At 44.0% G+C, this 13,805-nt stretch carries 9 protein-coding genes and 1 pseudogene; 4 read left to right on the forward strand and 6 right to left on the reverse strand.

Annotation, left to right across the window (positions count from 1 at the left end; translation table 11 throughout):
- Window positions 1-52 precede the first annotated feature (52 nt).
- The 3 genes from SPB21_RS01685 (at window position 53) to SPB21_RS01695 (ending at window position 5,945) form a co-directional block, all read left to right on the forward strand.
- Window positions 53-652: a Uma2 family endonuclease gene (locus SPB21_RS01685; protein WP_499865184.1), complete on the forward strand. Its 600-nt coding sequence runs from the start codon at window positions 53-55 to the stop codon at window positions 650-652.
- Between the two features lie 209 nt (window positions 653-861).
- Window positions 862-2,967 (forward strand): AAA-like domain-containing protein, encoded by a 2,106-nt coding sequence (locus tag SPB21_RS01690; protein WP_499865186.1) that lies wholly within the window; start codon window positions 862-864, stop codon window positions 2,965-2,967.
- Window positions 2,964-5,945 carry an AAA-like domain-containing protein gene (locus SPB21_RS01695; protein ID WP_499865187.1) on the forward strand — a complete coding sequence of 994 codons (2,982 nt, stop codon included), beginning with the start codon at window positions 2,964-2,966 and terminating at the stop codon, window positions 5,943-5,945. Before SPB21_RS01690 ends, SPB21_RS01695 begins: the two co-directional genes overlap by 4 nt.
- A gap of 928 nt (window positions 5,946-6,873) precedes the next feature.
- Here SPB21_RS01695 and SPB21_RS01700 read toward each other — a convergent pair.
- Window positions 6,874-7,479 (reverse strand): Uma2 family endonuclease, encoded by a 606-nt coding sequence (locus SPB21_RS01700; RefSeq protein WP_499865188.1) that lies wholly within the window; start codon window positions 7,477-7,479, stop codon window positions 6,874-6,876.
- A gap of 329 nt (window positions 7,480-7,808) precedes the next feature.
- On the opposite strand from SPB21_RS01700, the gene SPB21_RS01705 reads away from it, so the two are divergent.
- Window positions 7,809-8,960, forward strand: a complete 1,152-nt coding sequence (locus SPB21_RS01705; protein ID WP_499865189.1) for an HNH endonuclease domain-containing protein — start codon at window positions 7,809-7,811, stop codon at window positions 8,958-8,960.
- Here the strand turns inward: SPB21_RS01705 and SPB21_RS01710 are convergent.
- From SPB21_RS01710 to SPB21_RS01730, 5 genes and pseudogenes are all read right to left on the reverse strand, one after another.
- A pseudogene (locus tag SPB21_RS01710) lies at window positions 8,957-9,184 on the reverse strand (SAM-dependent DNA methyltransferase); the annotation flags it as partial. The gene SPB21_RS01705 and the pseudogene SPB21_RS01710 overlap by 4 nt on opposite strands.
- A gap of 211 nt (window positions 9,185-9,395) precedes the next feature.
- Window positions 9,396-10,361 carry a nucleoside triphosphate pyrophosphohydrolase family protein gene (locus tag SPB21_RS01715; RefSeq protein WP_499865190.1) on the reverse strand — a complete coding sequence of 322 codons (966 nt, stop codon included), beginning with the start codon at window positions 10,359-10,361 and terminating at the stop codon, window positions 9,396-9,398.
- Window positions 10,362-10,370: 9 nt separating this feature from the next.
- The gene (locus SPB21_RS01720; protein ID WP_499865191.1) at window positions 10,371-12,164 is read right to left on the reverse strand and encodes a nucleotide kinase domain-containing protein; all 1,794 of its coding nucleotides are present in this window, start codon (window positions 12,162-12,164) and stop codon (window positions 10,371-10,373) included.
- On the reverse strand, window positions 12,154-12,945 hold the full coding sequence (locus SPB21_RS01725) for a thymidylate synthase family protein (protein ID WP_499865193.1): 792 nt from the start codon (window positions 12,943-12,945) through the stop codon (window positions 12,154-12,156). Before SPB21_RS01725 ends, SPB21_RS01720 begins: the two co-directional genes overlap by 11 nt.
- On the reverse strand, window positions 12,938-13,804 hold the full coding sequence (locus SPB21_RS01730; RefSeq protein ID WP_499865195.1) for an ImmA/IrrE family metallo-endopeptidase: 867 nt from the start codon (window positions 13,802-13,804) through the stop codon (window positions 12,938-12,940). Before SPB21_RS01730 ends, SPB21_RS01725 begins: the two co-directional genes overlap by 8 nt.
- Window position 13,805: the final 1 nt, after the last annotated feature.

Below are 13,805 nucleotides of genomic sequence, written 5' to 3' on the forward strand. Positions count from 1 at the left end.
TAAAGGCTAAGATAGGGTTATCGCATGGCTATTGCTAGAGGCTTTGATTGCTATGACCCAAGCCATTACGCGCCCCTTATCGTTTATGGAGTTTGTTGATTTTGAAGATGGCAACGAACTCCATGAATATGAGTTAGTCAGTGGTAGGTTACTGCTAATGCCTGAACCCGATGATTGGCATGAGGAAATTCTTGAGTTCTTGTCGTTTATGTTTGAACTCCAGTATCGGCGAAATAAGTTGAGCTACTCAGTGCGTAAACGTAATGCGCTAATGATTGATAATGTTCGAGGGCGACGACCTGATGTGGCGGTGATTGATCGGCCTCCTACTCGACGAGAGGATCGTAAGCCAGGAATTCGTACTGTTCCCAAATTTATTGTGGAGATTGCGTCTGGAAACTGGAGTACGGATCTGGTTGATAAACAAGAAGAGTATGAGGCTCTAAAGGTTGAGGAATATTGGATAGTAGATTATCGAGGACAGATCCCAGCTAAATATTGTTTACGGGGTAAGGGGCCAAAAGTTGTTGTTCTGAAACTCACGGATGAGATTTATCAGAAGGCTGAGTATTTAGAGGGAGAAGTTGTTCCTTGTGAGACATTCCCTGATTTGGCTCTGACAGTAGACCAAATCTTAGCGGCAGAAGAGTAAGGTTTGGTCATCTCTGTCTCTAGGTTGATGGTTGTTTTGGTAACTAAACTTTGTCTACGTCCAGAACGGTTGTCTTGCCGTAGAGGAAACTATCGGTTTCAACTTGGACGTGGTTTAGAACCAAAGGGATCCTTTAAAGAACGTAATTTGCTTGTTTGGGGCTGTAGCATAGCTAAACAAGCTGTCCCTGAGTTCTAGCCTCCCAGTCTATGACCAAGCGGAAGATCGTAGTCCTTGCAGCGAATCCATTGGATACGAGTCGGCTACGGCTGGGTAAAGAGGTGGCAGAAATTCAGGAAGAGCTGCAACGGGCTAACCTGCGCGATCGCTTTGAGTTTGTGTCCCACTGGGCGGTGCGGCCTAAGGATATCCAGCGGGTATTGCTGGATGTGGAACCCCATATCGTTCACTTTGCTGGTCATGGTGGGGATGGGGATGGCTTAATCTTTGAAAATGAAGCGGGCGAGCATCAGTTCGTCAGTACTAAGGCCCTAAGTCAGCTATTTGAGCTATTCGCTAACCAGATTGAGTGCGTGGTGCTCAATGCTTGCTATTCAGATACCCAGGCAGCGGCGATTTATCAGCACATTGACTATGTGGTGGGTATGGGGCAGGCGATTGGAGATAAAGCAGCTGTTCAGTTTGCGGCGGGGTTCTATCGAGCACTGGGGGCGGGACGTTCCTATGAGGATGCTTATGGCTTTGGCTGTAATGCTATTGCGCTGGAGAATATTCCAGAGGAGCAGACACCGGTTTTGCGTAAAAAGCCTGCTGCCGTGCAGGCCCAGCAGATTTTTATTAGCTACCGTAGTGCAGAACCGGATTTAAGTCTGGCAGGGGACCTGCATAAGGCTTTAACGGCGGCAGGGCATTCCGTGTTTATGGCGGGGCAAAGTATTGACTGGGGTGAGAACTGGGTTGAGCGAATCGATCAGGAGCTAAAACGGTGTGATTATTTTTTGCTGCTGCTGTCGGAGCAGTCGGTGACCAGTGACATGGTGGCAGGCGAGGTGCAAACGGCTAAGCAACTGCAGAATCGAACGGGCAAACCTGCCATATTACCCATTCGGATTAACCTATCCATGGATGATCCGCTGAACGCTGAGTTGAGGAGCAGTTTACAGACCATTCAACAAAAGAGCTGGCAAACGCCTGGGGATACGCCCAATCTGGTGCAAGATATTCTGACGCTGATTGCTTCTGGGCAGGTGCCCGCAGCAGCAGAAGACGATCAACGGTCGTTGACACCGCCTACCCACCAGCGTCCGCCCTTGCCCGTAGCGGATTTAGAGTATCCCAGTGGGACAGTACTGCTAGATTCTGAATTTTATATTCGACGGGAGCCCTGGGATACGCGCTGTCTGAAAGAAATTGAGCGTCGCGGTGGGCTGGTACGGATAAAGGCTCCTCGACAGATGGGGAAAACCTCACTACTGGCCCGTCTTCAGGCTAGGGCAGAGGAACTAAACTATCAAACGGTTATGTGGGAACTTCTAGTGCCCGATAAACAAGCCGCTACCGATTCCAGCATATTCTTGAAACGCCTCTGTGCGATGGTTAGCAGACAATTAGGATTCTCTCCTCGCCAGGTGAACGAATTTTGGGATGATGAGTTGTTTGGCCCCAAGGAAAACTGCACTGACTATTTTGAACAATATATTCTCTCCAAGATTGAGACGCCTTTATTCTTGGGACTAGATGAACTGGATGGCCTTTTCCCCTATGAAACGGTCGCCAAGGATTTTCTAATGTTGTTACGTTCCTGGAATGGAAAAGCCAAGGTGAACCCGATATGGTCCAAATTAAAGCTGGCCATTGCCCATTCGACAGAATCTTACATCGTTTTAGACAGCAATGTGTCGCCGTTTAACGTGGGGCTGGCGGTGGAGCTACCGGAGTTTACGGCGGCACAGGTGCTGGAGCTGGTGACGAACCATGGGCTGAATTGGTCTGCAACAGAGGTAGATAACCTAATGGCCATGGTGGGGGGACATCCCTATCTAGTGCGACTGGCGTTGTATCATATTGCTCAGCAGGATTTAACGTTACAACAACTGCTAAAAGAAGCACCCACAGATGCTGGCATTTACAGAGAACACTTGGGACGTCATCTATGGAATTTGCAACAACACCCGGAGTTGGCTCAGGCATTTGAGCAGGTGATTGTGTCTGAACATCCGGTGGAGCTGAATTCGATGCTGGCGTTTAAGCTCAATGGTATGGGGTTGGTGAACCTACGGAGTGATGGGGTGGTGCTGCGCCATGAATGTCTGTATCGGCCTTATTTTCGGTCGCGGTTAAGGAGGGCAGTATGAGTGGTTTACCCATAAACTCCTCGTTTTATAGTGTTGGCGGGCCGTTATTGCAGGATGATCCTTCGTACTTGACTCGGGAAAGTGATACTGAGTTGTATGAAACACTGAAAGCAGGGAAGTTTTGCTATGTGCTCAACTCTCGGCAAATGGGAAAGTCCAGCCTGATGGTGAGAACCCTGGCTAAGCTAGAGGCAGATGGCTGGGTGGGGAGTATTATTGATTTTTCTGGGAAGGACAGTCAGGTTGATAGGCCAGATCGTTGGTACAACGGCATTATTAATCAGCTGAATAATCAGTTTGAATTGCTTGAATGGCAAACGTTTCGGACCTGGCTAAAGGAACGAGATTTTATTGCGCCAGTGGAGCGGTTAGCAGATTTTATTGAAACGGTTCTGCTGCCAGCTATTGAACAACCGATTGTTATCTTTATTGATGAAATCGATAGTACCCTCGGTTTACCCTTTACCGACGACTTTTTTGCGTTGATTCGGGTTTGCTTTAATAAGCGGCCACAGAACTCTGCTTATCAGCGGTTAACGTTTGCTTTGCTGGGGGTGGCAGCCCCATCTGAGTTAATTGGAGATGCTAAGCGAACTCCCTTTAACGTAGGTGAAAGCATTGACTTGAAAGGGTTTACGCCTGAGGAGGCGTTGCCTTTAGTAGCCGGGTTGCAGGGGAAAGCAGAACAGCCAGAGACGGTTTTGCAAGAGATTTTGCAATGGACGGGGGGACAGCCTTTTTTGACGCAGCGGTTATGTCAGTTGGTGGTTGATTCAAATGAGGTAATTGAAACAGGGAGTGAAGCTGTCACCATTGATAGATTGGTTGAATCGCGATTGATTGATAATTGGGAGGCTCAAGATAATCAGGAGCACCTAAAGACAATTCGTAAGCGATTGCTGGATAATGAGCAGAAAGCGGGATACTTGCTGGAGCTATATCGGCAAATTCGACAAGCAGGGGAACTGGTTGCTGATAATCAGCCTGAAGAGCGCGAGCTACAATTGTCGGGCTTAATTGTAAAGCGAGACGGTAAGTTACGGGTCTATAACCCGATCTATAAGGCTGTTTTTGATGAAACCTGGATTGATGGTGAGCTGAGAAAGTTACGGCCCTATGCGGAAAGTTTTAGAGCCTGGGTTGTTTCTGGGAAGGCAGACAACTCTCGTTTGTTACGAGGAGGGGCGCTAACGGAAGCGGAGGAATGGGCCTCTGAGAAAACGACTCTGAGTGCTGAGGATCGTGAGTTTCTTGCGGCTAGTCGGGCTCAACAGCGAGAAGAGGAAATTGCGATCAAAGAACGTGTGGCGGAACTTGAACGAGAGAGGACAGCACGGGGAGCAGCAGAGGCAGCAGAACAGATTCAGGCAAAGGCAACCCGAGAGGCCCAACGAAAAATTCGTCGAGGGAGTTTGGTATTAGGGGGTACACTAGCTGTGGCCCTCGTGTTAGGAGGATTGGCATTAGGGGCAGGCAATCGATTTCGTGAAGCGAATAATCAGCTTGTAGAGTCTCAAAATGAAAAAAAGCAAATCGATCAAGACTTGAGACAAGCTCAAAAACAAGTCAAAACCACACAAAAGGAACGTGATCAGGCCAATAAAGAACTGGCACAATCTCAAGAGAACTTACAAGCTGTCGAAACGCAGCGTCAGAAGGCAGATGAGAAACTGAAACAAGCCCAGCAAGCAACACAAGGACAGCAAGCGTTACTGACTCAGCTGAGGCAAGATTTAGTTAATGCTGATGTCGCCGTTGCCCAAGCAAAAAAGGCAGAACAAGAGGCTCAACGAAAAGCTGATCAAGTGGCAAATGATCTGGTGGTAGCGCAACAAAAGCTAGAAAAAGTCAATCAAGAGCAACAAGAGATCGCCGTCTTGAATAGTACGACTAAAGCGCTCTCGGGGCTAATCGATGACCTTTATGCCATTGACAAGCCTGAAGTAGCAAGGGATTCCATTGAACTGATTGGTTTATCGTTTACCGACTTTACAAGCAATAGTTCTGAGTTGAAGCAAGTGCTCTTAAATAGCAGTACGGCTCTGGCTCACCTCCATCTCATTCCGTTCCCGTCGAATGATGCCAATGAGGAATCACAAAAGCAGGTTAATGATGCGCAAACACTTATTAAGCAAAATATTCAGTTAATCGAAGCTAATCCTGATTTATTTAATTCATCGGTATCTGGACGAGCGATCGCCTTCTTTACCTTTGCGGTTCAGGGGAATTTGCGGGAAGAGCAAGATTACTTACGAGAAAAGCAAGATCCAACTAGTGCTTATCCATCCTATGAAAAAGCCTTCCGCTATATTTCTGAAACTCCATACTTCAATTCAGAATCTGTTGAACATACCTTCGAAAATTTACGATATTCGTTCTCATCTGATGAGTCAAAGAGCGTGCGATTCCAGACATTACTCGCTGCTACTTTAAAGAAACATTATGACTTTCAGTCAAAGCAATTAATTCGAGAGCTGGAGCAAGTGTTAGCGCAATATCAGTGGCGAGACGCTGATCGCCTAACCACTAAGGCACTTGTCGCTTCGGCATACTCGATTCGATGGGGGGGGAGTTTTGCGTACTCTAATGTCGCTTGTTCTAGTTTGCAGGAGATAGATGCCCTCTGGTTCGAACATTCCGCCGGTCGGTTTAGTTTCAGAGTTCAGAAAGATATCTACGAGGAAACAAATAATATCTCAGCGCAATTTAGTGAGGCATCTTGGATCAGATTCGCTCATGAAATAGGCTGGAATCGCATTAATGAGAATATTGAGGAGCTCCTTGGTTCACACGACGAGCGAATTGAGTGGCTGTTGCCGTCAATGATATGGCCAGAAGAGTTGGTGGATGGAACAAAAGCCTACGACATACCTATTGACCACATACCCATGGGATACCTCCCTGGTGTGTTTAGTTGGGATTTGGAGATGTGGTGGACCGGGCAGTGGCGACTTCTTTTCTCGCGTTGCGAGCTATAGCCTTTAATTTATAGTAAGTGTAGACATTGTTCTGAATTCTACTTGTCAAGTAGCTGACACAAGTTTATCAGATTCATTCGAGTCAGGCATTGCATCGACTCACAAAAAAATTAAGAACCTTGTCATTCGTTTTCCCCTATTACACTGATAAGTACTCTATTTCCACTATTAGGGAAAATCAAGGCCAAACCAGCAGCAGTAAGCGAGCAGTAGCAAGGATATCATTGGTGCCAGCCCCCTTTATCGGGTGCGTTACGCTTCGCTCACAGCACCCTACGCTTTATCCCAAACATCATGAGGGATTACCGGGTTCTTATCTTGCCCCCAATAAGAAGGATAAATCCCCTCCGCAGTAAACCGTGCACACTTGAAAATGACCACTCCTGAGGAATCTTATACAACCTATAGCGTACCGAATTGTATGAAGTGAGTCCATCTCATGATTAATAGAAGTGCTGTTATTATCTGCCCAAAACAACCATACATAAATTGGGCCTCTCAGCTAGACAACTCCAACATTACGCCTGATCAAAACGATGACCCAACAATATACCTGATACCTGAATACAACGATGATTCATCTGCCTGGACAATACTCGAACAGATTTACAATTCCATTTTCGACGCTGAACTCCACGCATGGCACACACGGATATCAGACTGGCCTGCCAACCGAACATTTACAATGTTTCGCGATTGGTTTGACATAGTTTTTGTATCTGAGATTTCAGATCTCAGCTCAGACCCAATCTTTGATGATGCCATCACCCATCCCACAGACTAACCCTGGCGAAAATCATAGGATTACCAAAAGGGGGTAGGGGATGTTGGGGTTGTGATCGCACATTTCTTTGACTTGAACGGTGCGATCGCAATCGAAAACTCAATGCTACAACTGAACGAAACTTATAGGCTTTAAGCGGTTTCATTAGCCTCTGAGTGTTTTACGGAAGGCCTTAACAGCCTGAGTTTGGCTGGGATAGTCAATAAACTGAGCTAGGACGTATAGGTCCAGACCAAGTAAAAGGCGACTGGCTGACAAGGTTTCATAGCCTGTTTCAGAATCGATCAGACCATATAAGCTAAATGTTTGGTTTTCCCAGAACCATACTTCCTTTACGCCCAGGCCTTTGTAGACCGCTAACTTATCAATGCCGCCACTGGTCAAAACGATTTCAATGGCAATGTCTGGGGACTCCCCCAGTTCTCCCAAGCTATAACATTCGTCAGGTTCTAAGCCACGGGCAGCGGCTTTGCGGCGAAAGGTGGCAGAACCGTAGCCATTCAGGTCAATGTCTGCTTCCTCGACAAAGGCTTCTATTAGCCGAGCAATAATTTTTTTAAGACGCTCGTGTTCGGGAGATGCGGTCCTAAGTTCCAGGACTCCCTCCAGATAGGTCATCCGCAGGGCTGGGAATTGGTCAATAAATAAGGCTACCAGGGCGTCGTACTGCTGCCAGGTCACTCCTTCGAGGGTCAGGTACTGCTCAGCAGCAGGTGGATTTTCCTGGCGGTTGATTAAGGATGCAGTCATCGGTGTAAAGCAGGGATGCCATGGGTTAAACAGGCTATCCCTAGCTTAATAGAACTCTTTAAGGACAGGAATCTAATGTAGGGCAAACCCTTCAGCCCTCAGCCCCTCCAGTCTCCACTTCAGCCTTTCGCTTTTAGCCCCCTTCAGCCTTTCCTATTGACCAGCTATGTTCATGGTGAAGCAGGAGTGGATGATGCCACCCGCCATCCCAAAGACTAAACCTGGCGAAAATCATAGGATTATCGAAAGGGGGTGGGGGGATGTTGGGGGTGCGATCGCATATTTCCTAACGTTTTGGGGGTAGCTTGGGGTAGTCACCCCACCGATCAATGCAGTCACAGCCATTGAACCTACCACTATCAGAAACTCTAAATATTTCAGCCCTATCCAGGCTTTTTGTAGATACCACCAACTCTTACAAATACCTGTTCTTCCTGTCGCTGTTAGATATCCTATTCAGACGTCATTTCGATGCCCAGGCCCCCATCAGTTTTCACGAGCTGATTATCGAGATGCTGGCCAATGCCTGGTACCCCCACACCTTTTTCAAACTATCCTTTGGCACCCAAGACAAAATTGCCCAAAAGCTAGATTCTCTAGACCTGGTGATCACAGACAAAATCTTTCAGCTTCAGGACCCAGACAAAAAACTGCTTAGACAAACCATTGCCGATCAAAACCTGAAAGATACTATCTCTCACTTGCGCCGATACGTTCCCTTTCGCCTGATTATCCCCTTCCTGGAAACAGAATTAGATGGCATTAGTCGTGGCAAAGGCAATCAAATCGACATGGCCATTCCCGCCATTGCAGAAAGGTGCTTTGAGAGCTGCAAACCCCTTTATCGATTTGACTCAACCCAGCATAAAGATTGTCATGGGATTCTTGTTCATTCGGATTGGGCCAGCTACCTTGAACAACATTACAAAGTAATTCGTGGGTGGGCCGCATGGGAATGGCTGATCTACATGCAGCAACGTAATCCCTGCTCGCCTGCGATTTCCCGCAAGCTATTTATGCCGATTAAGCGCGATTCTCTGACTAAGCAAACTACCTACTGGTGCACGGTCCTCAAGTCTCAACAGCTACATTGCATTTATTCTGATCGCCTGATTGATACCAGTAAGTTCTCATTGGATCACTACCTACCCTGGTCGTTTGTGGCCCACGACCAGGTATGGAACTTGGTTCCCACATTGCCGGAAGTGAATTCTTCAAAGTCGAATAATCTGCCTGCCGACCAGTATTTTAGAAAATTTGTGGAACTACAGCATATTGGGTTAACGGTCACCCATGCAACGTTCTCTGATGGAAAATGGACTCGTCAGATAGAGCCCTATATCAATGACTTGGCTATTGGCTGTGAGGACGACCTGCTGGATGTAGACAAGCTGTACCATGCCTATGAGAAGGTGATGATGCCCCTGATCACGCTAGCGTCTAGCCAAGGATTTGCTAGAAATTGGTTTTATTCAAATTAGGAATTTGGTGAGGGTAATGATTCTTTCTCCAGCTGTTCGGTGATGCTAGAGAATAGTTCCAGGGATGCTTCTAGGTCTTCGGCTATTTCTAGGGCAAGTACATCTGGGTCGGATAGATTCTCTGAGTCTTCCAGACTTTCGTCACGAAGCCAGAAGATATCGAGGTTGGCTTTGTCGCGTTGTACTAGCTCGTTATAGGTAAAGGCTTTGAACTTTTCGGTTTCCTAGCGATCTCAGACTCAGCTCAGGTCCGACCTGGATGATGCCACTACCCATCCTATAGACTAACCTTGGCAAAAATCATAGGGTTACCGCAAATTTGAGAGTGCGATACTTCTCTGGAGCGGTTTTGTTAATGCGATCTCATCTGCCTGCACATCCGAATAAATTGAAGGTGGTTTGGATGAGAGTTTCATTGTTCTCGTTTTCTGAAAGTTACCCACACTTTTGATTAAAATAAAACAGTGTAGGATGTTCAATAGGTTTTTCACTTTTCATTTTGCGCTGCGAAATAGCCTTATGAGGGCGATAGATGATAGAACGATTATCTATATCAACTTGAACAATTCCACCATTATTTTGGATGACTTGACGCCAAACGCTATACCCAGCGAAGATGGCTTTCTCCCAGTCATATGGAGAACATTGGAATACTTCTAAACCTGAAGTCAATTTTCCAATTTTTTTTAATAAATCACAATCTAATACTGATATTCCTTCAAGAAAATTATGCTCTTTAGCATATTGAAATACCAATAAAGAAATAGCTTCTTCAGCAGCTATTGCTCGCCCTCCATCCTCTACTTCATCGATTTGAGGATGGCTTTTACGTTTGCAACTCAACATTTTTCGAACAACAGGAGACCACCCAAGAACTGCGGCATAAGATAAATGAAAAACATCATGAAAGCGATAACCATCATTTTTGTAGGCATTATCAGTTAGATCATTACCTACTTGCTTTCCATTCAAAAAAGTACTTACACTGGCTACGTCATTTTCAATGAACTCCTTAATCTCAACTTCAAACTTTCTGGGTATACGTTCTTTTTTGGAAAAACCACTATCAAAGTCAGATACGACCAAGCTACACTCCTGAGTACGGAGCCATCCCCAACGATTACGGCACTTTTCAAGGTTTTGTTCAGCAATCAAGTTTAGATCAAGCCCTAACTTATTCGCAAACACAGCAAGATACCAAAGAATATCACCAAGTTCTTCTGCAACCTTTTCTGTAAACAATTGATGACCTAGGCCATCTCTCAAAAACTTTTTATATTCCCCAGATAAAGAACCAGCCCCAGATACTACTCCAAGAAGTGGATCAGCTATACTGTCTCCATCTTGAATAGAGTATTCTTTTTGAGTGGCTTGTTCCTGATATTCTCGAAAATTCATCATTTTCTCCTTTTAACTCTTGTTTGTTTTGATATACGTTTCGAAAATTTTTTCCTGCCTCTTAAATTCAGTAGCCCCTGATTCTATAAACTGATTGATTTCCCACTTAGGTGGATACCAATAATTAATTGGTTGGGGAACTGCAGAATACTTCTGCTTAATTCGAGTGCGACCAGAAATACCAGTGACAGTTGGGTGATATACCCTTGAGTACTTATCAACCTCACAAAAAAGATTTTGACAATCGATGAGTTGCAATGGTCGGCCCCAAAGAGACTGAAAATTTAGGCCTAATCGATTAAATTCCTCTTCTTGCCGGTCAGTCATAAACTTGATAATTTCCGGCTCATTAAGCCCTCCTTGATCAGCAAAACATTTGCGAATTCCATCTAATGCACCTGGCCCTGGAACCACAAAATCCATTTCGCTGAAATTCGTGATTTCGCTATAATTAACGTCGGTAACAAACTGATATGCAAGAAAATTACCAATTGTTGGATATGCACGAATCAGCAGGAAAGCCTGATTCATATTAGGAGCATCGGCTAATCTTTTAGGCAATTCATCATCAATCATCTGTTCAATTAATTTCAGATGGTTACGATGTTTAGTAGAGTACCCAAACTTTCGTCCACCTGAAGGCATGATATAAGCAGCAGAATAAATCGATTTACCTGCTTCCATTGCCTGTGTTAAAGCTTGATCATACTTATCAAAAGAATATTCACTATAAGTAATTTCTCCAACTGATGCTTCTAAAAGCTGCCAAGTTTCTATCTTGTTGAAAAGTTTGAATAGAATAATCCGAAAAAACACCTCTTCTATTGTTGTAGGTAAATCTTGTCGATAGATGACATGACGAATCAAATACTGACTTACTCTATCGGATGCTCGATAAGCATTCGTAAACTTAAATGTTGAAAGAATAGGATCGTCTGTCCATGGAGCTTTCTGACCTTTAAGTTTACGAAAGAAAATGTCTTGCCTTTCAGTCGCAAAACGCCAGTAGGTATCAAATACTACTGTAGGTTTTGCAGGTAGAATATGCGAAATCACAGTAGGACTGGAACTGTTCACAATTTCATCTTGTCCAAAATTGAGATCTAACTGTTCTTGTTCAGAAGAAGCTACATGTCCAGATACTATGTCAGAGCCATTCATCGCATCGACAATATACTCTTGAATTTTTCGAGTAATAACCTCTAACTCTAGATCATTAGTAAGAGTGGTTACTGGATAATAGAATTTCTCTTTTTCTGAAAGGGCATCATACTCATAACTCAGACTTCTCCAATATTGAAGAGAGACTTTACGATTTATGGGAGCAGGTCTACGCAGAAGAATTGTTATTGTCGGTTTGAGATCCCCCCAGAACTCCCTCTCTATGTCAATGATTTTTTCAAGGACATTGCGATTAATATTGGAAACTACACCATAAACCCAAGTAGACCACCAAAATCTATCCAAAATGACATGGCAGCCACTTGATAAGGTTGGCAAAATAACACGCTCAATTGCGTCTAAGTGAGCAGCAATATGAAGAACTTGTTTACTGGCTGACGTAAAATCTTCAACATTATATTTTGATGGATCATGATGTAGTTTATAAACTAAGTCCCCAAGTGTACCGGGCTCTTTGCCTGGGAAAGCCATAAGCTTACACTTCTCATCAGAATCATTGAGACACTGGGCTATTTTCTGTGCAATTGTTGTTTTTCCTACCCCATCAGGACCTTCAAAAACAATGAGCTTACCGTACTGTTTTTCTTGCTTAGAAATCTTAGTTTTCCCCATTTCATCTCCCATTTGACACGGTTGTCGCATCTCTAACCCTTTCTTGCAGATCTATAATAAAAGAGTCTTTTTTATTGCTACGTAGCTTAGCAACACCAATAAAAAAATTGACTCTATCTAGGGAAAGATGCATTTCATGCGCCATAAAATGGCCCAATCGGCATATTCCCAAATAATTACCATATGCTTTTTCAAGAATTTGCTGGGTCGCATAATAAGCGTTGACGGTTAATTTCTTATCCTGTGTATTAGGCGTAAATTGAAGATGTTGAAGACAGGGAAACCCAAGCCGTGCAGAGCGTGTGTGATCACGACGTGGATCAAAAATTGAAGCTTGAAACATAGCACGTCTAACACCTGGACGAGAGTTGTACTCAGAAATAATATGTTCAAGTTGATTTGTATGGATTGACGAATTATCAAATTCAATTAACCGTTTAAAGTAGGTTCCTCGATTATTTTTGCATGCAGCTAAGGCTTTTATTCGAGGGAAGTTATGAATATATTTTTCAAAGAGACTATGACGATTTAGACCAGTTAGCCTCCAAAGATTTTCAGGAAAAATTGTATTCGAGACTGTATGCACTGATTGCTCATCAATCGTGGTTAAGCAGTTATCTAAAGATTCACGAATAGCTAAGGCTTCAGGGACTTTATTATCTTCAAAATTTGTCAAGCTTATTAATACTGTAGAGACCTCCTTCTTTGGAGCTTCGAGTATCTTCAGAAACAAGTTAGCCCAAGCATGAGAAAGATTTTCAGATTCGATTAGTAAAGGTGCATTATTACTCATGACATTCCTCAAGATTTCGAAACTTACTGAATCCAGTGTATTCAGGATTAGTGACTTTTATAAATGCAGCCCAATCGTTTTCAGAAGAGTATAAACGAGCAATATTTTGAGAATTAGCAGAAAAGAGATTGCCTTCCTTAAGCTGCGTTTGAAGGTTAACAGCTGAGTCCTCAACCTGTATTGTTTTAGGTAATAGTAGTTGATAGCCAACTTCAACATTAATAGCTTTTAGTAAGCATTTCTCATCTATAATCATGAGAGGCCCTGTTGATAAATCTCCAAGTAATTGCTCACGAATAACTTTCGGGCTTAATTTGCGCAACTCCTTAGCTTTGGCTACAGTAATCATTTTTAACGAGTACGCCATGTGTTTGATAAGAGTGTCATAGCCAACTCCAAAACTACAGGCAACAGTAAAAAATTGAAGTGGTGTGGCTGATGCTGGCGACCATTCTCGTTGATTAAATGCATTTTGGACAGCCAATTTAGGCATTAGCAAGTAACCGGAAAAACAATCAACTAAAAATTCTTGTGGTTCAAACTGGCTATTTTCTGCAGTCTCCCCTAGTTCATCCAACGTGGAGCCATGGTCAAAAAGATGGTGCCCCAACTCATGCCCACATGTAAAAGCTTTTCGTGGAAGAGGGCGATAAGCTGAAATTAAAATTCTTTCCTCATTTCTTTCACTCAAGTACATCCCTTCGATGCTTGGCATGTCAACAAATTGAACTGTTATATTTAATTTGTCGCAAACTTCATATACATCTACGGGATAATTTGGTGGAATTCTCAATTTCCGTCTGATTTCTAAAGCCTTACCAAGTGCCTGTCTGGCAAGATCTTCCCTAGATATCTTCATA

The organism is Leptothoe sp. ISB3NOV94-8A, assembly GCF_043421595.1.
GTDB lineage: Bacteria > Cyanobacteriota > Cyanobacteriia > Phormidesmidales > Phormidesmidaceae > Leptothoe > Leptothoe turfae.

Bases quoted from the DNA above. Each gene is read 5' to 3' on its own strand.
- SPB21_RS01685 (WP_499865184.1), top strand. From the start codon at position 53: ATGACCCAAGCCATTACGCGCCCCTTATCGTTTATGGAGTTTGTTGAT.
- SPB21_RS01690 (WP_499865186.1), top strand. From the start codon at position 862: ATGACCAAGCGGAAGATCGTAGTCCTTGCAGCGAATCCATTGGATACG.
- SPB21_RS01695 (WP_499865187.1), top strand. From the start codon at position 2,964: ATGAGTGGTTTACCCATAAACTCCTCGTTTTATAGTGTTGGCGGGCCG.
- SPB21_RS01700 (WP_499865188.1), bottom strand. From the start codon at position 7,479: ATGACTGCATCCTTAATCAACCGCCAGGAAAATCCACCTGCTGCTGAG.
- SPB21_RS01705 (WP_499865189.1), top strand. From the start codon at position 7,809: ATGCAGTCACAGCCATTGAACCTACCACTATCAGAAACTCTAAATATT.
- SPB21_RS01715 (WP_499865190.1), bottom strand. From the start codon at position 10,361: ATGATGAATTTTCGAGAATATCAGGAACAAGCCACTCAAAAAGAATAC.
- SPB21_RS01720 (WP_499865191.1), bottom strand. From the start codon at position 12,164: ATGGGAGATGAAATGGGGAAAACTAAGATTTCTAAGCAAGAAAAACAG.
- SPB21_RS01725 (WP_499865193.1), bottom strand. From the start codon at position 12,945: ATGAGTAATAATGCACCTTTACTAATCGAATCTGAAAATCTTTCTCAT.
- SPB21_RS01730 (WP_499865195.1), bottom strand. From the start codon at position 13,804: ATGAAGATATCTAGGGAAGATCTTGCCAGACAGGCACTTGGTAAGGCT.